General features: G+C 41.6%; 17 protein-coding genes. 7 read left to right on the top strand and 10 right to left on the bottom strand.

The window, feature by feature from the left end:
- Positions 1-57: 57 nt before the first annotated feature.
- From E3D81_RS12445 to E3D81_RS12435, 3 genes are all read right to left on the bottom strand, one after another.
- Entirely contained in the window at positions 58-1,287 is a 1,230-nt protein-coding gene (locus tag E3D81_RS12445; protein ID WP_134777605.1) for a carboxypeptidase-like regulatory domain-containing protein, read from the bottom strand.
- An 89-nt stretch (positions 1,288-1,376) separates the two neighbouring features.
- Positions 1,377-1,595, bottom strand: coding sequence for a hypothetical protein (locus E3D81_RS12440; protein ID WP_099367949.1), 219 nt, complete (start codon positions 1,593-1,595; stop codon positions 1,377-1,379).
- Between the two features lie 124 nt (positions 1,596-1,719).
- Positions 1,720-3,039, bottom strand: coding sequence for an ammonium transporter (locus tag E3D81_RS12435; RefSeq protein WP_134777604.1), 1,320 nt, complete (start codon positions 3,037-3,039; stop codon positions 1,720-1,722).
- Between the two features lie 277 nt (positions 3,040-3,316).
- Here E3D81_RS12435 and E3D81_RS12430 point away from each other — a divergent pair, with 277 nt between their 5' ends.
- The 6 genes from E3D81_RS12430 (at position 3,317) to E3D81_RS12405 (ending at position 10,058) form a co-directional block, all read left to right on the top strand.
- Positions 3,317-4,147, top strand: a complete 831-nt coding sequence (locus E3D81_RS12430) for a helix-turn-helix domain-containing protein (RefSeq protein ID WP_134777603.1) — start codon at positions 3,317-3,319, stop codon at positions 4,145-4,147.
- A gap of 99 nt (positions 4,148-4,246) precedes the next feature.
- Positions 4,247-5,131, top strand: a complete 885-nt coding sequence (ygiD, locus tag E3D81_RS12425) for a 4,5-DOPA dioxygenase extradiol (protein ID WP_134777602.1) — start codon at positions 4,247-4,249, stop codon at positions 5,129-5,131.
- 172 nt (positions 5,132-5,303) lie between these two features.
- Positions 5,304-5,741 carry a nuclear transport factor 2 family protein gene (locus E3D81_RS12420; RefSeq protein WP_134777601.1) on the top strand — a complete coding sequence of 146 codons (438 nt, stop codon included), beginning with the start codon at positions 5,304-5,306 and terminating at the stop codon, positions 5,739-5,741.
- 136 nt (positions 5,742-5,877) lie between these two features.
- Positions 5,878-6,837: a glycoside hydrolase family 43 protein gene (locus tag E3D81_RS12415; protein WP_134777600.1), complete on the top strand. Its 960-nt coding sequence runs from the start codon at positions 5,878-5,880 to the stop codon at positions 6,835-6,837.
- Between the two features lie 116 nt (positions 6,838-6,953).
- Positions 6,954-9,128 carry a S41 family peptidase gene (locus E3D81_RS12410; protein WP_134777599.1) on the top strand — a complete coding sequence of 725 codons (2,175 nt, stop codon included), beginning with the start codon at positions 6,954-6,956 and terminating at the stop codon, positions 9,126-9,128.
- 39 nt (positions 9,129-9,167) lie between these two features.
- Positions 9,168-10,058: a DUF72 domain-containing protein gene (locus E3D81_RS12405; protein WP_134777598.1), complete on the top strand. Its 891-nt coding sequence runs from the start codon at positions 9,168-9,170 to the stop codon at positions 10,056-10,058.
- On the opposite strand, the gene E3D81_RS12400 is transcribed toward E3D81_RS12405, so the two are convergent.
- The 5 genes from E3D81_RS12400 to E3D81_RS12380 form a co-directional block, all read right to left on the bottom strand.
- Positions 10,042-11,085, bottom strand: a complete 1,044-nt coding sequence (locus E3D81_RS12400; RefSeq protein ID WP_134777597.1) for a ferredoxin--NADP reductase — start codon at positions 11,083-11,085, stop codon at positions 10,042-10,044. The genes E3D81_RS12405 and E3D81_RS12400 overlap by 17 nt on opposite strands.
- A 68-nt stretch (positions 11,086-11,153) precedes the next feature.
- Complete coding sequence (gene infB / locus E3D81_RS12395) at positions 11,154-14,201, bottom strand: translation initiation factor IF-2 (RefSeq protein WP_134777596.1); 3,048 nt, start codon at positions 14,199-14,201, stop codon at positions 11,154-11,156.
- A gap of 98 nt (positions 14,202-14,299) precedes the next feature.
- Positions 14,300-15,538: a transcription termination factor NusA gene (gene nusA, locus E3D81_RS12390; protein ID WP_099367958.1), complete on the bottom strand. Its 1,239-nt coding sequence runs from the start codon at positions 15,536-15,538 to the stop codon at positions 14,300-14,302.
- A gap of 2 nt (positions 15,539-15,540) precedes the next feature.
- Positions 15,541-16,005: a ribosome assembly cofactor RimP gene (gene rimP, locus E3D81_RS12385; RefSeq protein ID WP_099367959.1), complete on the bottom strand. Its 465-nt coding sequence runs from the start codon at positions 16,003-16,005 to the stop codon at positions 15,541-15,543.
- Positions 16,006-16,095: 90 nt separating this feature from the next.
- Positions 16,096-16,869 carry an XRE family transcriptional regulator gene (locus E3D81_RS12380; protein WP_134777595.1) on the bottom strand — a complete coding sequence of 258 codons (774 nt, stop codon included), beginning with the start codon at positions 16,867-16,869 and terminating at the stop codon, positions 16,096-16,098.
- Between the two features lie 106 nt (positions 16,870-16,975).
- Between E3D81_RS12380 and E3D81_RS12375 the strand changes: the two genes are divergently transcribed.
- Entirely contained in the window at positions 16,976-17,242 is a 267-nt protein-coding gene (locus tag E3D81_RS12375) for a hypothetical protein (protein ID WP_134777594.1), read from the top strand.
- A 67-nt stretch (positions 17,243-17,309) separates the two neighbouring features.
- Here the strand turns inward: E3D81_RS12375 and E3D81_RS12370 are convergent, their stop codons facing one another.
- Together E3D81_RS12370 and E3D81_RS12365 are read right to left on the bottom strand one after the other, a co-directional pair.
- Positions 17,310-20,435, bottom strand: coding sequence for a DPP IV N-terminal domain-containing protein (locus E3D81_RS12370; RefSeq protein WP_245153216.1), 3,126 nt, complete (start codon positions 20,433-20,435; stop codon positions 17,310-17,312).
- Between the two features lie 46 nt (positions 20,436-20,481).
- On the bottom strand, positions 20,482-22,803 hold the full coding sequence (locus E3D81_RS12365; RefSeq protein WP_134777593.1) for a transglycosylase domain-containing protein: 2,322 nt from the start codon (positions 22,801-22,803) through the stop codon (positions 20,482-20,484).
- Between the last annotated feature and the right edge of the window lie 121 nt (positions 22,804-22,924).

Here is a 22,924-nt window from a genome sequence, read left to right as displayed (position 1 = left end):
TTTTATCCAATAAAGCTAAGCATAAATCCATGGATTTCCATAGAAATTGGGCTTGGATTATTTATTACGGGATTTTTCAGGCTCTTCATAATCATAGGGTAATAAGAAGCCCAATTTGGCATAAGCTACTCCGTACCCTATCATCACCAAATTGTTGGTTGGGAAATACCCTCCATAGACATCCAGCAGTATCCCTTCTTTATTGGGAAGAAACACTTCGGTTACCTGCGAAGCGGCTTTCTTAAGCATAGGGTTTTTGGATTTGGAAAAGCGTTCAGGATAGATGATATAGAGATAGTCAGGAAAATCTATCTGGACCAATCCCAAGGCGGTATCCCTTCCTGAAATGATCTGATGGGGCTTCATGATCCCCATCAGGTAAGTAATGGATTCGTGCTGTCGAGATTGCGCCCGTAAGGCTTCTACATGGCTGGGCAAAACTTCTTTTTGGGAAGCATAATAGAGGTTAAAGTTAAAATTGTATTTCTCAAAAACCTCCTTATTGATGGCTTTCAGTTTTTCATCCGCCTGCTTTTTAACCTCATTTTCCTTATGTACCGATTTTCGAACCACATATCCCTCCTTCTCCCAATCGCCTTTTAAGGTTTCCCTTAAAAACTTTTTGAAAGAGAGATCATAGACATCTCTTCGTGCTTGGATATATTTCTTCTTACCCTTCCCGATGTCCCGGAAAAAGGAATTACCGGCGTAGGAAAAGAATTTGGTCGTAAAGTTGGAGCTGTACCGAACCAATTCGTAGACAATCTCATACCCTAGACCATCATTCCGGATGATTAAAGGTGCTGTACAGGAAGCGGTTAAGATTTTCTCTTTCTGATTGTACCTGAACCGGACCACTTCGGGATTTAGGATCTTGGTCTGATCGGCATAATATCCCAGTCCAATCAATGTTTCTGTAAAATAACGCCCCCACTTCGACCATCCATCTTTGACATAATTCGTGACCACCACTTCCTCAATCTGGGTCGCTCGCTCTTTCATGGAGATTTCCAATTTCCCTTCTTGAGGAACTTGCACTTGAACCGTTGTGGCATGATAACCCATTGCCGATACGGCCAATTCATAAACAGAAGCCTGAGCGAGATGCAAACTGAAATTACCGGATTTATCGGTGCTCGTCCCAATGGAAGAGTTATTGATATAAACGGAAGCGCCGGCAATGGGCTCCTTGGTATCGCCATGGATAACCGTTCCTACCAAGCGGTGCTGCCCCATTGCTGCAGGAAATTGAAGAATTAGAAAGAGGAGCAGGAGAAAGCGGTTCATATCTACTAATTTTCCGTAAATATAAATAAAAAAGCCTGATGGGCATGACACCTTCAGGCTTGACTAACAAAAATATAAAAGAATGATTTTTACTGAGCAGAATCTATAATGGTGGAATCCATTTTGGAGGAATCCAATTCTATCAAATCCTTATCGGGTTCATTAAGATTATAGCGGGTTGGATCGTTTCCTTCAACAGGAGTCAGATCCGTACCTTCACCATCTGTTTTCTGGTTGGAATTACAACTAGTAGCAAACAGTACAGCGGCTGAAAATAGCCCAATTAAGGTTGATTTTTTAAAATGCATATTTTTTTCCTATTGATCTTAGTATTAGAACACTAATTAAACCATATGGTTTTGTTTAATTGAAAAAACCCTAACGATTTTGATCATTAGGGTCTAATTTAGGAAAATTGGATAGGAAAGAATCTTATAGTTTTTCGCCGTGTTGAGAAACGTCCAGGCCGACTTCTTCTTCGGCCTCAGTTACCCTTAGTGGTGAAATCATATCGGTAACTTTTAATAACAAAAATGCCATAACGAGTGTAAAAACAGCCGCTCCAAGTAGGCCTATCACATGGGCGTTGAATAATTTCCACTCACCAAAGAAAAGGCCATCATCCGGTATGGCCGGATTGATGTGCTTACTAGCAAATACACCGGTCAATAGCATACCGACCATCCCTCCCACGCCATGGCTGGGAAAAACATCCAGGGTATCATCAATTCTGGATTTTGTCCGCCATTCGATCACAAACTTACTGACCGCCGCGGCTACCGAACCGATAACTAGGGAATGTCCGAAGGTAACAAATCCTGCTGCTGGCGTAATGGCAACTAAACCGACCACCGCACCAATGCATACCCCCATTGCTGAAGGTTTTATGCCTTTGGCTGCATCCATAAATATATAGGTCAAAGCGGCTGCTCCCGAAGCGGTAGAAGTGGTTATCAATGCAGTAGCGGCTAGGGCATTCGCTCCAAAAGCAGATCCAGCATTGAAACCTATCCAACCAAACCAGAGCATACCGGTTCCTAATAACACATAGGTAATTCGCGCAGGGTTATGTTGATGATAGTCTTTGCCCCGCTTTAGATAAATTGCCGATGCCAAGGCGGTAAGTCCAGCCGACATGTGTACCACCGTTCCGCCCGCAAAATCAAGCACACCCATTTTGAAGAGAATCCCGGAAGGATGCCAGGTGGCATGTGCCAATGGTGCATAGATGAAAATGAAAAAGAGGCAAATGAAGAGCACATAGGAAGTGAACCTGATGCGTTCTGCAAAAGCTCCCGTGATCAAAGCGGGGGTTATAATCGCAAATTTCAATTGATAGATGGCGAATAAGGCAAAAGGTATGCTTGCGGCAGCCTCCCAAGGTTCATGTTCCAATACCTGATTGAACATGAAAAAACTAAATGGATTCCCGATGATCCCTCCGAGGGATTCTCCAAACACGAGACTAAATCCGAATACCACCCAAATTACCGCAACGACCGCCATACAGATAAAACTCTGCAGCATGGTAGAAATTACATTCTTTTTTTTGACCATTCCACCATAAAAGTAGGCTAAACCAGGTGTCATGATCAAAACTAATGCTGTAGAGGTAAGCATCCAAGCAATATCTGCATAATTATAGCTTGATGTATCATTTATTTTGGGTGTTTTGGTGAAAAACAAGGAGATTACAACCACCAAACCCATTAAAAGAGAAGGAATAATTGACTTTTTACCTGATAAAACCATAAAATTTAAATTAATTACATCAAAAATAGTTTTTAAATATTAAAAATGAAATAAAATTTGAATTTTATTAAGGATATTTTTGTTATAAAAGGAATTTATTAATAAAAAATCATTTAATTTTATATTTCATGAGTATAAAAACCTTTGAACCACCATTTTTTGGTATGTGATAAATATACCCAATACAGAAAATGGTCTCTTCAAATAAAAAAATATAGATTTTAAGCTTTGATTTATTAAAATTTTATGCAATTTTAAGATAGAAGGGATAAATCACATGGAAAATCTATTTAAAATCTACCAAGTTGACGAAAAAGAAGTGGAAAAAATTCATTCTTCCCTAAATGAAGCCCACCAGCACGATTTTGAAGAACTAATCATAGGTGTAAAAGGAAAGATTGAGCATTTCATTGATTTTAAGACGCATCAATATGAAGCTCCCTTCGTTTGTTTTGTTACCCGCGGAAAAATCCATCGTGTGTCTCCCGAGCTCCTTCATGGCGAATGTTTATACTGGGTTTTGCGTTTCAAGAGTGAATTTATACCCGAAACTACCTTTAACCTATACAGCAATTACCATGAGAATGCCAACCTCCAATTTAAGGAAGGCAGATGTTTTGATAGGTTGATCAGCATTTGTGAATTGATCGCTGATGAAATGAGACAGGAAAAGCCATCGCTTTCCATCGTTAGGGAATTATTGAGCAGCTTGTTTATTATGATTGAAGATGAACGGCAGAAACAGGAGCCGGACAGCTTGCAACTCTATAAAAATCAGGACACAACGTTTAAAAACTTCCTAAGCATTCTAGAGGAGAATTTCAGAAGACCTGAAGGAGTAGCGTATTATGCGGAGAAATTATTCATGAGCGCTCGAAACCTGAACACTATCACCCAAAACATCCTCCAACAATCGGTATCCGAAATCATCGAAACCAGAAAGTTGATCGAGGCCAAAAATCTATTGCTCAGCACGGACAAAACCGTAGCAGAGATTGGCTTTGAGTTGGGATATACCGATAAAGCTTATTTCACAAGCGTATTCAAGAAAAAAGCCGGACAGACCCCATCGGAATTCCGAGAGGAAATGCGCCGACTGATTTCTTAATTATCATATCATTTTTCCGAATATTCATACCACCCACCATCCTATTCTTACGACCTTTGTATTATTATCAGAATAGAAAGGACAAAGAAAATGGATGATATGAACAGAAAACAATTCCTTGCCGCAGCTGCCGCCCTTCCCCTTACCGGATTGGCCGTTAAGTTAAATAGCTTAAATAAATTCGTTGATGAGCTGAATCATACGGCGAAGATGCCGGTGTTGTTCCTGGGCCACGGTAGCCCCATGAATGCCATCGAGGAAAACGAATTTGTGCAGGGATTTAGGAAGATAAGTCATGAAATCGAAAAACCAACCGCTATATTGGTTGTTTCTGCCCATTGGGAAACTAGAGGCACCTTTGTAACAGCTATGGAAAACCCAACCACCATCCATGATTTTGGTGGATTTCCTCAAGCGCTCTTCGATGTGCAATACCCGGCACCAGGTTCTCCTGAACTTGCTCAGGCCGTAAAAGAGATCGTCGGCAGTAAAGAGGTTCATCTGGATGAGAAATGGGGCTTGGACCATGGTTCCTGGTCGGTCGTTAAACACCTCTACCCTAATGCGGATGTTCCGATTATTCAAATGAGCATCGATTATACCCAACCCGCTTCGCATCATTATGCGCTGGCCAAAGAATTGACGGCCTTAAGAAGGAAAGGGGTATTGATCATCGGTTCTGGAAATATCGTACATAACCTGGGCTTGGTTTCCTGGAAAAACCTGAACACGGTAGGCTATGCTTTTGATTGGGCACAGACAGCCAATGAAAAAATGAAGGAATATATCAATTCCGGGAACCATGCACCTTTAATAGATTTCCATAAACAGGGAAAAGAGTTCCAATTGGCCATTCCTACGCCTGAACATTATATACCGATGCTGTATGCTTTGGCTCTTCAGGAGAAAAATGAGGAGTTGACCATCTTTAATGATGCTGCAGTTGCCGGCGCTTTGACGATGACCTCCTTTAAAATTGGGTAGAAAGGCATTCTTTCACCGATTCTTCTTAAATGCAAAATAATTTCGCCGAAATTTTTCGGGGATTCACCGAAAATTAATGTGATTACGCCTAAACGCTATGTTTGGGCGTTGCTTTTCCATATACCTTTGAATCAAATAATTAGAACAATTAACCACAAAAAAATAAAAAGATATGAAAACGCTAATCACTTTAATCGTAACCACGGTAATGACTTTTTTATCAAGTACATTATTTGCAAATGAAATGGAAGGGCCAGTTAAATTTGCCAAAGTAGAAACCATCGTAGACCACTACATCGATGCTACCCTGAGAGGAAATATCGAATTGGTAGACCATATGTTCACCAACGATTTCTATTACTCGACGCCAAACAGCCGCAGCTCGGAAAACATCAAGAAAAAAGCTATGGTAAAGTATTTGAAATCCTTGAAAAATGTAAAAATGGAATGTGAATCCGATTACAAATTCATTGAGAAGAATGAAGATTGTAGCATCGTGCAGATCACCACGACCTTTGAAAACTTTACCAGAAACGATTACGTTACGTTATGTAATTCGAAGGATGGATGGAAAATCAGCAATGTCGTAGTGACTTACCCTGTCAAATAATAATTCTTTAAATCCAAATCGTATTTTCTTTATACAAATTGTAATTTCTTTATATATAATCCAAAATCAGTTGTTTTGAGCTAACCTAAGGTTAGCTCTTTTTTTGTATATTTAAGCCAACTAAAACCTTTAATCTATGAAATCTACCTATTTCAAATCGTTACTTTTCGCCTGTTTATTTTCTACTACGGCGCTCGCTCAACAGAACCCTGTTATCCCTGGATGGTATGCCGATCCGGAAGGGATGATCCTCAACAAAGAATATTGGATTTTCCCTACTTACTCTGCTCCCTACGAAAAACAGATTTTTTTCGACGCATTCTCCTCCAAGGATCTGGTGAACTGGAAGAAACATGAAAAGGTGTTGACAAACAGTAATGTAAGTTGGGCGCATAAAGCCATGTGGGCACCAAGTGTGGTCCATCATAAGGGTAAATATTATTTTTTCTTTGGTGCCAATGATGTTCATCAAGGGGAAGTAGGTGGAATAGGCGTAGCAGTTGCCGATAAACCCGAGGGACCTTACAAGGACTTGATCGGTAAACCACTTATTAGTGACATTGTAAATGGCGCCCAACCGATAGATCAGTTTGTTTTTAAGGATAAGGATGGACAACATTACATGTACTATGGAGGATGGAGACATTGCAATGTGGTGAAATTGAGTGATGATTTCAAAAGCATTGTTCCTTTCCCAGATGGAACCATCTATAAGGAAATTACCCCGGAAAACTATGTGGAGGGCCCTTTTATGTTCATTAAAAATGGTAAATATTATTTTATGTGGTCTGAAGGTGGCTGGGGATTACCAAATTATAAAGTGGCTTATGCAATTTCAGACTCGCCATTTGGCCCTTTTAAACGCATAGGAACCATATTGGAATCTGATCCAGAGGTTGCTACCAGTGCCGGACATCATTCGGTGATTAAGATCCCGAAAAAGGATAAATACTATATCGTCTACCATCGTCGTCCATTGGGCAAAAAAGCGGCGAATGAACGAGAAACCTGTATTGATGAAATGAAATTTGATAAGGATGGATTGATCATTCCGGTAAAAATGACGTTTACAGGGGTAAAACATAAATTGAAATAAGCTATCCCTAATAAGGATCTTTCGTTAAAAAAACATAAATAAATCGGTTGTATTTTGATGTCTATCAAGAAATTAAGACTTTCGAAGATAGATACGCTATACAACCGATTTTTCATATGATGAACAGATTCTTAGCCTTTATAATTTTTTCCTACCTTATAACCTTACAACTTCCTGCACAGGCACAACAGCACCAAGAGGAGATTGATCGATTAACTGCCTTTGCCAAAGTTGCAGGGGCCATTCAACATTTTTCACCGACCGATATGGTGGATAGCATTTTAATCTCACCTGGATGGGATGCCGTGATGGTCGAGGGTGTCCGGTTAAGCCGTGCTGCTCCATCAGAAAAAGCCTTAGCAGACTCTCTCATCAAGTTTTTCCTTCCGCTTGAGCCTTCTTTGAAAGTGAGCTATGGGAAAACGATTCTTGCTTTACCTCCAGCAAGAGAAATTAAAAATAGGGTTGTTAGTAAGCAGCAAAGGGGGATGGACCTCTATAGTAATATCAACGGTGCTTTTAAAAGTATTAGGTTGAACAGAAGGTCCTTGTTATCCGATTTTTGGCTAAACTATTTTAATTTTGTAAACATCCGAGTTCCGGATGGCCTTCAAGGCAAGCCTTTCCAACTCAAATTCTCTTATTCTACCGATAAAGAAAGGTTGATCCAAACCTTCCAAAAAATGGATTTGAAAGCAAGCCATCATCTAAAGGAAAAAAATGGGGTCTTTTACCTGAGCGACACCCTCCCGCAAGGGGCAACTCATTTGCAGATTGAAATGGGGATTATGGATGATATCGGAAAATTAAACCTCTCATCAGATAGCATAAGCATTGAAGGAAAGGGTTTTAGCATTAAAGAATTGACCGATACGATGAATATGGCTAAACCACAATTCACCATGCGGCTCATTGAAAACGACCAAAAAATATTCGAAGAAGAGAATCAGATTGGAGATTCTGTATCCCTTCAACTATCAGATCGATTGAAGATCAGTTTTCCATTGGCCGTTTATGCCGATGAAAAACACACCTACCCAAGACCTGTTTCCAATTTTTGGAATGGACCTTATGTAAAGAAATTACCTTACCCCTTATTCAGTCCCGAGAACCAAAAAGACATGAATGTAAGGTTAGCTAATGTAATCAGTATTTGGAATATTTTTCAAACCGCCTATGTTTACAATACCTTATCTGAAAAAGAAGCCGAAGAACTCTTAAGAAACACCCTTGCGGAGGTACTAGCCTCTAAAGATCTATTGGAATATGATCTTAGCCTTCGAAAAATGCTACATACCTACCAGGATGCGCATATCTTATTCACCAATCTCATCACGGAAGATCTGTATACCCATACTGTACCCATTACCATCATCCATGTCGATGGAAATTATTACATTCAGAATATCCATAACGACAACCTAAAAGATAAGATCCAAATTGGCGACCAACTGCTGAGCATCGATGGAAAAACCATCCCAGAACTATGGAAAACCCAAAAGTATTTTGGATCAGGCTCAGAAGCTAATCTCATCGTTAGAGCGGGAGAATTCCATTTATTGTACGGCCCAAAAAACTCGCTGGCTAAGTTGGTCTTTATGGATCCCATATCCAAGAAAAAGAAAAAAATCGAAAGCATAAGGGATCACCAACAGCAAGATAGATTTCTGTACACCTCCTTCCTGGAAAGCACAGACAATAAATTGTTAAATGATAGCACCTACTATTTCAACTTTTCCAAGAATCCCGTGAATGATACGCTATTGAGGTATATTGATGATCCCCAGATGCATATTATATTCGATCTTCGAGGGTATTCAAACATCGATGTGGAGGAAAAAAATCTATTGGGAAGACTAGTGAAAGACACCCTCGTTTCTGACCATTTCTTAAGCTACCACATTCTTTCTCCAACGAATAAAAAGTTTGTGGTCAGAAAAGATTACCTATTTCCTCAAGGAAACCACCCGCAAGCAAAATTCTATTTTCTTGCCGCCCAAGCTACCCAAAGTTCTCCAGAAAGCATTCTGGATTGGGTAAAGTTTGGAAAGATTGGCCCCATCATCGGAAAACCCACAGCTGGTGCCAATGGCAATATCAACTTACTACATCTTCCGGGCGGAATACAGGTCTCCTTTTCCGGTATTAAGGTTGTCAATTCTGATGGAACCAAGCACCACCTGTTAGGCGTCCAACCTGATGTGGAAATAGGTTATTCTTGGGAAGATGTTAAGAACCAGAAAGATCCATTTATTGAAAAAGCCTTGGAAATGATTTCCAAAGGAAGATAATATCCGTTAAATTGCAAGCTATTAAAGAGAGGGTTTAGTATGAAGTTTGGTAGAGTTGATGATCCATCATCCATTGATTTTAGTTTGCCGGAAATTGATCAGGAAAGCTTAGACTTTTTAAAAAACATCAAGAACAAAGAGTCTTTTCAGCTGTATCTGGGTTATCCGAAATGGTCAAAGGCGGATCTAAAAGGATTCTATCCAAGAGGAACGAAGGATGAATTGCCTTACTACTCCAGCTATTTCAATGCATTGGAATTCAACGGCCCATTTTACAGGATGCCTACAAAAGAACAGGTCATCAAATGGAAGAACAGAACGCAGGAGAACTTCAAATTCTGTCCGAAGATAACGAATAGTATTTCCCATTATTCCAGATTGATCAATACCGACGAGAAGGTTTTGAGTTTTGTAGATGCAACGGTTTTCTTTGAGGAGAAACTGGGCATGGCCTTTTTGCAGATGCCGGAGAACTTTCGTCCAAAGAACATCAATCGCTTGGAGGACTTTCTAACTCGGTTTCCAAAAGGCTATCCCTTGGCCGTGGAAGTAAGGCATGAAGAATGGTTTTCTGATGCCCAGATCCTTAATCAGCTCACAGAAATATATCGAAAGACCAAGAAAACCGGAATCATTGTGGATACACCAGGTAGGCGTGATTTATTGAAGATGCCCCTCACCTCGCCCACCGCTTTTATCCGATTTGTTTCCACCAATCCCATTCTTGATAAAGCAAGATTGGACGCATGGGTCATCCGACTTAAGGAATGGAAGGACCTCGGTCTTCAGGAAGTCTATTTCTTTATCCATCAGAAAAAAGACCAAGAAACCACTTTCCTATCCCAACAATTTGCCAAAGATCTCAATAAGGCATTAGGCTGCCAGCTCCCGGTTATTGAACCTCGGATCTCGCTTATTGAACCTCGATAGTAGTCCCTTCCTCCAAAGGATGGGAAACACAGATCAAACAACGTCCCCTAGCCACTTCATTGTCCGTCAATACCTCGTTATAATCCATCCGCACAGAACCTGCCGTAACCTGAGAAATACAGGTACTGCACATGCCCGATTTACAGGAATAGGGAAGTTTTAATTTATGCTCCAACCCAACATCCAGAACCGTCTTATTATACGGGATGGTCAATTCATGCTCCTGACCTTGGAATTTCAATATAACCTGATAACTTGTCGTATCAACCGGCTCTTCTTCTTTCTCATCTTCATCCTCTTCTTCCTCGGGAAAAAAGAAGGTTTCCTTTCGGATGTCTTCATCAGGTATGCCCATTCCCAATAAGGTAAAACGAACCAAGTCCATATAGAAGAGTGGTCCACACATGTAAGCCAGGTTATTCTCCCCAGCAAGCACATGGGTTTTAACCAGTTCTAAGATATATTCCCTGTTCAATCGTGCCTTGAGAAGGTTCTTCACATTCGACCAGATAAATTCTATGTGTAAACGATCCGGATATTTGGCTTGCCATTCCAACAGCTCCTCGTAAAATATGGTCTGCTCTTTAGAGCTGTTACTGTACACCAATACAATCTTACTATTGGATTCCGCAGTAAGTGCTGTTTTCAAGATCGAAAATAAGGGTGTAATCCCCACTCCAGCAGCAAATAGAAACAAGGTATGATCGTTGGATTCAGAGGGTTCATAGGTAAACAGCCCTTGAGGTTCCATCACGTCGATCTGATCCCCTACAGCTAATTTATGGTGCAATAGTCGCGATATCTCGCCATTCTCAACCCGTTTAACCGTGATTTCATAAGGCTCATCCAAAACAGGGGAACTACTGAAGGAATAGGATCTCCGTACCTCCCTTTCACCAAATTGAAAAGATAAGGTCAGGAACTGACCGGCCTTGTAGTTTGGAAATTCTCCGGATAGATCATTAAACCGTATTGACACGTTTTGATTTGGCTGTTGTATGATCTCGGAAACACTGAATTTGTACATGTGCCAAAGATAACAAAAAAAAATCCTGACCATTGCTGGTCAGGATTGCTTTATTGTTGTAAAGCTGATTAAAGCTTACGTTTTACTTCTACTTGCTCGAATGCCTCTACAATATCGCCAACTTGGATATCATTGAAACGATCGATGTTCAGACCACATTCGTAACCTTGAGCAACCTCTTTCACATCGTCTTTGAAACGTTTCAAGGAAGCCAATCTACCTGTATGGATCACGACGCCTTCACGAATGATACGGATGTCGTTGTTTCTGTTGATCTTTCCTTCCAATACCATACATCCGGCGATGGTACCCACTTTCGAAATCTTGAAGGTTTCGCGGATCTCCACCTCAGCAACGATTTTCTCCTCAAGCTTAGGTGCCAACATACCTTCCATCGCTGATTTGATCTCTTCGATCGCATCGTAGATGATGGAGTATAAACGGATATCGATCTGCTCATTCTCTGCCAATTTACGTGCTCCTTGCGTAGGACGTACTTGGAAACCGATGATGATCGCGTCAGAAGCTGATGCCAATAACACATCGGATTCAGAAATCGCACCCACGGATTTGTGGATAATATTTACTTGGATCTCATCCGTAGATAATTTCAACAAGGAGTCAGATAATGCCTCAATCGAACCATCCACATCACCTTTAACAATGATGTTAAGTTCCTTAAAGTTACCGATTGCCAAACGACGACCGATCTCATCCAAGGTAATATGTTTCGTAGCACGCATACCTTGCTCACGTTGCAATTGTAGACGTTTGTTTGCCACTTGGCGAGCTTCCGATTCAGATTCTAACACATAAAGTTTATCACCTGCAGTCGGCGCACCAGACATACCTAAGATCTGTACCGGAATCGATGGTCCAGCTTCTTTCACACGTTCTCCTCGTTCGTTGGTCAATGCCTTCACCTTACCGGAATAAGAACCGGCAAGAATAGGATCTCCCACACGTAAAGTACCGCCTTGTACCAATACCGTAGTCACAATACCTCTACCTTTATCCAAAGCAGCTTCGATTACAGAACCAACCGCACGTTTCTTAGGATCGGCTTTCAGTTCCAACATCTCCGCTTCTAATAGTACTTTCTCTAATAGTAGGTCAACATTCTCACCTGTCTTCGCAGAGATCTCTTGAGCCTGGTATTTACCACCCCAATCCTCTACCAAGATATTCATCGCAGATAATTGCTCACGGATCCGATCGGCATTTGCTCCCGGTTTATCCACCTTGGTAAATGCAAAGATGATAGGAACTCCTGCTGCCATCGCGTGGTTGATGGCCTCTTTTGTTTGAGGCATTACCGCGTCATCCGCTGCAATAACGATGATTACAATATCTGTTACCTTCGCACCACGAGCACGCATCGCCGTAAAGGCTTCGTGACCCGGTGTATCTAAGAAGGTTAATTTCTTACCGTCTTCCAATTGAACCGCATAGGCACCAATGTGCTGGGTAATACCCCCGGCTTCGCCTTTGGTTACATTTGCTTTACGGATAAAGTCCAATAAGGATGTTTTACCGTGGTCAACGTGTCCCATAACCGTAACGATCGGTGCACGAGGAACCAAACGTGATTCTGTATCTGGTTCTTCCAACTCAGCTACTTCCTCATCCTCTGGTTTGATAAACTCAATTTGGTATCCGAATTCTTCCGCAACAATGGATAAGGTCTCCGCATCCAAACGTTGGTTGATGGATACGAACATACCCAGGCTCATACAGGTTGCAATAACCTGCGTTACTGGGACATCCATTAAGTTTGCCAATTCGTTTGCCGTTACGAACTCCGTAACACGCAACACCTTCGACATCATTTCTTGTTCCAATGCTGCCTCTTCCGCAGAAGTCGCTATATCATCACGTTTCTGACGACGTAACTTCGCACGTTGTGCAAATTTACCAGATTTACCAGCACCGCTCAAACGAGCCAATGTTGCCTTGATTTGATCTTGGATCTCTTTTTCCGATGGCTCTTCTTTCGCTACCTCCGGTTTTCTAGGACCTCTGTTATCATGGCGACCTTTGTTTCCATGGCGATCGTTCGGATGGTTTCCACCTCTATTGTGTGGTCTGTTACCACCTTGGTTTTGGTTTTGACCTCCTTGGTGTGGCGGACGGTTGTTACCATCCTGTCTGTTGTTATTGTTCTGTTGATTCCCGTCTGAACCCGCTCCTAATGGCTTGTTCGTACGCTTGCGCTTACGCTTGTTGTCGTTATTGTTTCCAGCATTGTTGGAAGATGACGCAACAGGTTTGTTTGGTCTTGCAGCCGGTAATTGAATCTTACCAACCACTTTAGGGCCACTCAATGTTTCTGAACGCGCACGAATCACATCGTCCTGACCTTGCGGACGATTAGGTTTTGCTTCTGTAGGTTTTACAGCAGGTTCTTCTTTTTTCACAGGTGTTTCAACTGGAGCTTTCACAGGCTCCTCTTTTTTAGCTTCTATTTTTGGTTTTTCTTCTACCTTAGGAGGTTCAGGTTTTTTGACCTCTTCTTGAACCGGAGCTTTTTCCACAGGCTTCTCTTCTACCTTCTCTTTCACCTCTTCTTTCGCTACCTCTTTTACCGGTTCCTTCACAGGTTCTGGTTTTGGCTGCTCTTGCTTCGGCTGCTCAGGCTTTGGTTCTTCCGCTTTAGGCTGCTCTGCTTTCGGCTCCTCTTTCGGAGCAGGCTTAGCGCCACGCTTCAAACTATCCAGATCAATCTTTCCAACCACCTTCAAAGCAGATTGAGATTCCTCTTCTTTCTTCTCCTCCTTCGCAGGGGTATCCGTAGAAGTATTCTTGATCAAAATCTCCTTCACATCAGAAGGGGTTTCCTTCTCTTCAGTAGACTCATTTGCAGGTGTTGCGTTGCCTACCACAGGACCTTCTTCACGGCGGATCTTGCCAATAACAATTTGTTTTGCCTCGTCTTTAACAATCTTATCACCTTGAAACTCCTTCAAAAGAACCCCATACATCTCCGGGCTCAGTTTTGTATTTGGCTTAGATTCTACTTCGAATCCTTTCTTCACCAAATGTTCCACCGCGGTCCCGATACCAATGTTGAGTTCTTTTGCTGCTTTTAGCAAGTTTATGCTTTTACCTTCTGACATCTACTATCTATAAAATGTGTTTATTATACAAAAATATGTTTTTTTACATGGATTCAACAATTTATTAAAAATTGTTAAATCCATTATTTTCGATATTTCTATTCAAATTCCGCTTGAAGAACACGTACGATTTCACGAATCGTATCTTCTTCAAGGTCGGTCCTACGAATCAACTCTTCTTCTGTAAGAGCTAATACCGATTTTGCTGTATCTAAACCAACGCGTTTAAACTCGTCGATGATCCAGCTTTCAATTTCATCTGCGAATTCTTCGATATCCACATCCTCCTCTTCTTCATCGGTTTCACGGTAAACATCGATTTCGTAGCCAGTTAATTTACCAGCCAATTTAATATTGTGACCTCCACGACCGATCGCTAAAGAAACCTGATCCGGTTTCAAATAAACTGCCGCCGTTTTTCCATCTTCATCAATCTTGATGGAAGTGATTCTTGCCGGGCTTAATGCACGGGTAATGTATAGAGAGTGGTTGGTCGTGAAGTTGATCACGTCAATGTTCTCATTGCGCAATTCACGAACAATACCATGGATACGAGAACCTTTCATACCCACACAAGCTCCAACTGGATCGATACGGTCATCGTAAGATTCTACTGCTACTTTTGCACGCTCTCCTGGTTCGCGAACAATTTTCTTGATCGTAATCAAACCATCGAAAATCTCTGGAACTTCCAGTTCGAATAAACGTTGTAAGAACTCCGGTGCTGTACGAGAGATAATAATCTTCGGATTATTGTTCATCATATCCACCTTGTGAACAACCGCACGGATGCTATCTCCTTTTTTGAAATAATCCGCAGGGATCTGTTCTGTTTTTGGTAGGATCAACTCGTTACCATCTTCATCAAGAACAAGGATTTCCTTTTTCCAGATCTGGTACACTTCACCGATCACCAATTCGCCTTCGCGATCTTTATATTTTTTGAAAACTTCGTCTTTCTCTAATTCTAAAATCTTGGACACCAATGTTTGGCGTGCTGCCAAGATCGCACGACGACCAAAGCTTTCTAATGTAATCTGCTCGATATAATCATCACCAACCTCTAGGTCAGGATCGTAGCGATGAGCCTCAGCCAATTCGATCTCCAAATCATCATCTTCAGAGAATCCATCTTCCATCACCACACGCGTACGCCAAATCTCCAAGTCACCATTATCTGGGTTCACAATGACATCGACATTCTCGTCTGTACCGAAACGCTTACGGATCATACTACGGAATACTTCTTCTAATACCGTAATGACTGTAGGACGGTCGATGTTCTTGAAATCTTTGAACTCCTGAAAAGAGTCAATCAAGTTTATATTACTACTCATTTCTATTTAAATGAAATTAACACCTTAGTTTCCTTTATTTGATCTAATGGAAGTTCTGTCTGTACATCGACAGCTTTCTTTCCTTTTTCTTTTACTTTTTCTTCAATTACGATCGCCGAGTCAGAAACTGAAACCAATTTACCTTCTCTTTTGTTTCCGTCTGCCAGTTTTACCTTCACATTCCTGCCCACATTCTTTTGATATTGCCTAGGCAATTCCAGTGGAGAATCGATTCCTGGGGAAGACACTTCCAAGCGATAGGCTGTTTCGATCACATTCTCTTCTTCCAAGTGGAAACCAACATGGCGACTTACCTTCACGCAATCGTCAATGGAAATCCCTTGATCTCCATCCAACAAAATCTCCAGTACGCCATTTTTCAGAAATTTTACACTAACGATGAATAAATCATCTCTATCTGCGATTTTCTCTTCTACTAACTCGATTACGCGATCTTCAACCTGCATATTTTAATAATTGAATTAAAAAAGGGGGCATACCATGCCCCCTTCCTTTCAGATGAAACAAAGGTAAGAAAAATTTTTCTAAATAAAGAACTAGTTTTTATCCACAACCGAATTGATGGTTTTCTGCATCTGTGCCATCATCGCCGAAAGACCTTCCAAGGTAGGCTCTGGGCTAGGCTCTGGAAACTCGGTACTAATAAAGGCCTTCGCCTTCCATACTTCTAGGATATCCGACGCATCGACCCAATAAGGTTCATAGGTCTTGTTGTCGGAAACCAATTTCAACCCTTTATCCTCTTTATATTTTTGTCCTATACGTTTATATACTACCCCATCATTGGCTGAAACGATCACATAGGTACTTCCCGATTTGATATCATGCCAATTCTCCACATATTCCGCTACGATGATAGAACCCGTAGGCAGAGGAAGCATAGAATCCCCTTTGATTTCAAATGCACGGTAACTACCCTGCTTCATAAACGGAAGCGAGAATTTTGGCAATTCCTTAACAAATTCCGGATCCGCATAGCCATTCAAATAACCAGCACTCGCTTTTACCGGAACCAATTCAATATTTTCGCGATCTTCTGAATCCACTGTTACAGATAATACCCGAAGGTTGGATGCATTACTTTTAGGCGTTGGTTTCCATTTTTCATCGATCTCATCATTCGCCAATTCATCCATCGTCAACTCATAATATTCCGCTATTTTTTTTAGCAATTCATACTTTGGTTCCGCACGATCTTCCTCATAAGCTCCAACAGAAGCCCTTTTAATTTCCATTAAATCAGCAAATTGCTGTTGGGTTAAGCCTTTTTTCTTACGTAAAAACTTAAGATTCGATGAGATGTTCGACATAAAATATTTTCAATTAATTTTTGAATTACTAATATTATTAGTATAATTGTGCCAATAAAATTAGCAAAACATATTCAATTAACCAAATATTTTAGTTAAAAGCATCATGAATACCTATTATATCTACATCAGCACCGACGCGAACAGACAATTTCTTCAAGCAGGAATGACAACCGACATCCAACAAATCGCCTTATTGAATAGAGTGGTATTTTTAGAGATGTATACCAACCAAGCTGATGCAGAAAAGAAACTGAATGAACTTAGCTTTGGTCGCATCGTAAGGGAACGATTGGTTAGAAAGCAGAACCCAAATTGGTTGAACCTCCATCTTCCCATTCCCAATAACAAAAAAGCCGCTGTTTATGCATAAGCAGTAAACAACGGCCTTAATAACCTTACCTTAACCTCTTAACCTACTCATCGGTCAATCAATTTGACTACCATCCTGGCGCAAAGTTTAATCCGAATGTTCCGAATTTAGAACGCGTTGGATTATTCAGCTGGATGGCATAGTAAGGCTCTAATATCATAGCACCGAATAGATTAACACGAAGGGAAACCCCCGCACTAAATACCGGCATCGTTAAATTCTCTGGATATACCTGATAGGATGTTCCATCAGAAGTTTGTCTGGTCACCTTATCGGCATCTGTTTTTTGCCAAACGATCTTCGAATCATCACTCCAAGCTAGACCTGCATCCACAAAGAAGTTCAGATCCGAGAACAAGAATCCCGAAGGCAGTACCGCCAATTTCTCAGGACCGGTAAACGGCAAACGAACCTCAAAGTTACCTACCACCATTTTCGAACCCGACAGATCATTGAATCCAATTTTAGAGTCCGCACCGAAGGAATTCCCCTCAAAACCACGAACCAAATATGGATATCCAATGTAGATATTGTACAAACGATCCGCACCTTCACCTATACGCATATAGGAATACACACGGGCAGCCAGGGTAATCGGTTTGATACGGTGGTATTTTCTTAAATCCACGTTCACAGCCGTGAATTTATAGGTTCCGAAATATTGCTCGGCTCCTAAACGGTATCTAAAGCCCTGCAGCGGTGCTGCAATTCCGAAATCCGCTTTATCGCCTACAAATCCAGCGTTCACTTGCATCAAGGTAAAAGGATCCAGATCCCTTACCCCTAATGCCATGGCCGCTGTATCGTTTGGAACCCTTTCCCTGGTTCCATAGTAACTGTATAAACTCTGCGTAAAACGATCTACACGATAAGAGTTATAGGAAGCTGCCCCACCCATCTCGAAACGATGGTTCCTGTTGAATGGATAGGCAATAAAAGCATCCGCCTGCGTCTGGAAAGAACGAACCAAATATTGATCGATTACGGGCTCTTCGCCATTCCCTAAATTTCGGTACGCATAATCATAAAAACCAAAACGGTATGGAATATGCGATAAAGAACCACCCCAGTTCCAACGGCTTCTTTGGTTGATATAGGCAACCTGACCGCCAAAATCATAGATCTCTCCGTTGATATTGGCTGCCGCAAAGATCTGGTTATAACCCAGGATATCCGAGAACATCCCTTGAATTCCTGAAGCAATACCCGCACCATAGCGTGATCCCACGGACATCCCTACGCCACTATTGGCCAAGTAATCCAACTTGAATTTTGGACGATAAGGAATCTCCTTGATCTGGGAGTCTGAAATCCTGGCATATGCATTAAAATTGCGAAGGTTGGTGTTTACTACATTCACGCCTCTGCTTGCACTTGGAGGCAACATGGCTGCTTCAAAATCAACTGTCCCAGCATCTACGCGCAAAGGTTCAAATTCGGATGCATTCGCCCGATAAACCGTATAGGAATTATCTTTGAAATAAGAATAAACGATTTCATCATTTGCCGAAATACTCATAGCCGGAGAATATTCGGTAATACCCGAAATACCTGTAAAGAAATCCGTCATCCTATCCACCGCTTGGGTTTCGATATTATAACGGAACATATTCCGGAAACCATCACTGTTGGATAAGAAATAGATGTCCTTGCTGTTGGCCGCAAAATGTGGGTTCAGGTTATTTGCCCCTGGAAATACAGGAAGGTTTTCAACTGCCTTTGTCTGTAGATTGATCAGTGCCAGACTCATTGGAATATCCACACTACGTGAAGAGGATTCTAAGGTTACACGATCTGTACTGAAGACAATGTATTTTCCATCTCTGGAAAAACTTGGCTGAAAATCCGAATATTTATCATTGGTCAACTGAACCAATTCTTTTGTGCTGAGGTTATAGGTATAGATATCCGAATATCCATTCTTCAGACCGGAAAAAGCTACCAGATCGCCCTGTGGCGCCCAGGTAATATTGGTGAATTCCGTGGTCTCTCCCATGGCGGTCAGATCGACCGTACGCCCGGTCTCCACATCCAAAATCATCAATTTATTCTTTCCTTCACTGAACACCGAAAAAGCAAATTTCTTACTATCCGGGGAAAAAGTTCCTGCGGATTCTATAAAACTAAATTCATCGATATCACTACTTGTTGACCGCGAGCCGAGCTTTCGGATGATCTTTCCCGTCTGTGCATCCGCCAGAAACAGGTCGATCCCGAAAAGATCCAATTCGGATAGGAAGGCCACATATTTTCCATCAGGCGAAATGGCCGGCGCCACATTCATCCGTCCAGCATTCTTTTTGGAAAGCAATAATTGTCCGATTGGCCTAGAAGTGGTATCCTTGCCCAATCCACGGAAGGTATTTTCCATGGTACTCCGCCATAAGGTAGACATCGTTTGGGCATCGTAGCCAAAAACACGACGAATGGCATGTTCATAACCATATTTCGCCGTCTCGATGAACAAAGGCATAATCACCGTATCCCCATAGGTAGAACCTACATAGGACCAAAAAGCTTGGCCATAACGATATGGAAAATATTTGTTCATATTCTCCGTCATCTGCCCTAAACTAGGGATATCATTTCTTGCATAGGCATCACGCATCCACATGGATGTAAAAGCATCCTTCTTTCCGATCGAGAAATACTCCGCCATACCTTCCACCATCCATAAGGGGATATTGGCTACACTCTCCAAACGGGTGGAATCATTCCCTTCCATCAATACACGGTATTGGAAAGCATGCACCATCTCGTGGCCCAATACATGTCTTGTTTGTTGGTTGATCTGCATCACCGGCATAACAACCCGCTGCTTAAAAGCTTCTGTTACACCACCCGTACCCACAGAGATTTCACCAGAAATGGCAGTGGTCTGTTGGAATTCAGGATGATTATTATAAAGAATTATAGGATTTTTTCTGGAAAAGGTATCTTGGAAGACCTGCTGGTGCAATTCGTACCATACTTCAGATTCTTTTGCCAGCCAATTCATCATGGAATCGTTCTGCAGGTAATAGTAGATGTTGAAGTGAGGAGTATCAAAAACCTTGAAATCCAACTTCTTATACCTCATTTTATTCTGCCCAAAATATTGGGCATTTCCTTGCTGGGGTACTATGGCCATTAAAATTACCAGTATAGCCTGCAGCCCCAAAAACTTCCATAGATAAGTATCTTTTAATCTCATAACCAATAATTAGTACTTAAAAATAAAAAATCCGAACGACTTATTTTTAATTGTTTTCAGTCTCTTCTTCCCTGATTACCTCAGGTAGGGTTAGCGTAGGGATTTCCGATGTTTCTTCGGTTGCTGTGGAATCCGACCCGGAACCACGGCTCTCGACACGAATCCGCGGACCAGGACAGTTGTACGCTTTGGTAATTTCCACCGTTGGCTCCGGGAATTTCCCCAAAGTAACGCCCAACTCGGGATGCTTATAAAGCTCTTCCATAAATACCGCGTAGATCGGTAATGCTGTCTTCGATCCTTCCCCATTCACGGAACTGTTGAAATGTATACTTTGTTCATCACAACCTACCCAAACTCCTGTGATCAAGTCTTTTGTAACACCCATATACCATCCATCCACGTAATCGGATGAAGTACCGGTCTTACCCCCGATTTGGTTTTCATCATCGAAAAGATCCCACTCCCAAAGGGCCTGCGAGGTACCTCCTGACTCTTCCATCGTTCCTCTAAGCATATAGGTCATCAACCAGGCATTCTCTGGGCTCATTACCTGCTTCTGCTCGGTCTTGAATTCCGCGATCACCTTCCCATCCTTATCCTCAATTCGCGAAACCAAAATCGGTTCTGTTTTTTTCCCTTGGTTCATAAATGTCCCATAAGCACGCACCATTTCAAAAACGGTCACTTCATTAGACCCCAATCCTACCGAAGGAACAGATTCCAATTTGCTCTCGATCCCTACTTTATGGGCCATCTCGACTACTTTATCCCAACCCACTTCTTCCGTGATCTGTGCCGTTACGCTGTTCAATGAACGAGCCATGGCATGTCTTAGCGACAATTGCCTATGAGAAAAGGTCCAATCGGCATTCTTTGGCTCCCAAATTTCATGCTCCCCTTTATTGTTAACAAATTCTATCTTAACTGGTTTGTCCTCATATTTATCACATGGCGCTTTCCCAGCATCCAAGGCTGCCGCATAGGCAAACGGCTTAAAGGTAGACCCTGGCTGTCTCTTCGCTTGGTTGACATGATCAAACTTGTAGAAATCGTGGTTGATACCTCCTACCCAAACTTTGATCTCGCCATTATAAGGATTCATCGCCATAACACCCGTATTCAACATACTGATGTAATGTCTTAAGGAATCCATGCTGGAATAATTCATTTTCTCCATCCCATCCCAAGTGAAAACTTCCATCTCTTTTTTCACGTTTAGTTCCTCGAACACCTTGGTCTCATCCTTGTACTTTTCCATGAGATAGGTAAAAACAGGCAATTTTTTGGCTTGGTCTTCCAAGAAGTTTGGAATAACATTCCCCTCCTTATCGCGCCAAGGATCTTGATTGCGCCATACATTATCCAATCTCCGCTGTAATTCATTCATTTTGGAATTCACCGCATCTTCTGCTATCTTCTGCATCCTGGAATCGATGGTCGTATAGATCTTTAACCCACTGGTATAGATATCAATTTCATTTTCCTCCGCCCACTTTTCCAACCATTTCTCTACCGCAGTACGCAAATAGGAATCGTTGGAGTTTCGTTGCTCCTGGTTGTTCAGATCCAGCCCCAAGGAATCTGCAGCGAATTTCTTATTCTCTTCTGCACTGATGTAGCCTTCCTTCTGCATCTGCCCTAAAACGGTATTTCTGCGTTGCAAAGCATTTTTCGGATTACGGATCGGATTATAGAGGGTTGTCCCTTTCAACATCCCTACCAATACGGCCGCCTCATTGACCGTTAAAGCGCTCGGCATTTTATCGAAATACCGTACAGATGCCGATTTGATCCCATAAGCATTATTGCTGAAGGACACCGTATTCAAATACATGGTCAAAATTTCTTCCTTACTGTATTTGCTTTCCAGTTTGAAAGCGGTCATCCACTCTTTATATTTTGTAACAACGATACCCACTCCAGGAATTTTCCCTAGCAATCCTTGAGAATCCTTATAGCGGGTTCTGTAGAGGTTTTTTGCCAATTGTTGGGTGATGGTACTTGCCCCTCGGTCATCGCCTTTCAAGGTGGAAACCACCCCAGCAAATAAACCAATAAAATCCACCCCTTGATGTTTGAAGAATCGAACATCCTCGGTAGCGATTAAAGCATTGATTACATTTTTGGAAATACTATCGTAGGGAACGGGGTCGCGGTCTTGCTTATAATATCGGCCGATCAATACAGAATCTGCCGTAAACAGTTCAGAAGATACATTTAGGCTAGGTAATAGGATTTCTTTCTTGGTGGGTGAAGAACCAAATAATCCTAAAAAGTTAATCTGAACCGCACAAGTAAATAAAATAACGAAATATATAAGAATCAGCGTAATACGCAGAAATCTGTTTCTGACCCGTTTAAACATAGGGTAAATATGAATAAAACTTTGGAAATATCTACAGCAAAAATCTCAAAAACTTTACATGTTTGAAAAATTAACGAAATTTAACAAAACCAATTTTTGCATGAAGGGTTGTTGGGAATCA

The sequence above is a fragment of the Sphingobacterium sp. CZ-2 genome, assembly GCF_004526235.1.
Lineage (GTDB): Bacteria > Bacteroidota > Bacteroidia > Sphingobacteriales > Sphingobacteriaceae > Sphingobacterium > Sphingobacterium tenebrionis.
This window is presented reverse-complemented; position numbering and strand designations above follow the sequence as displayed.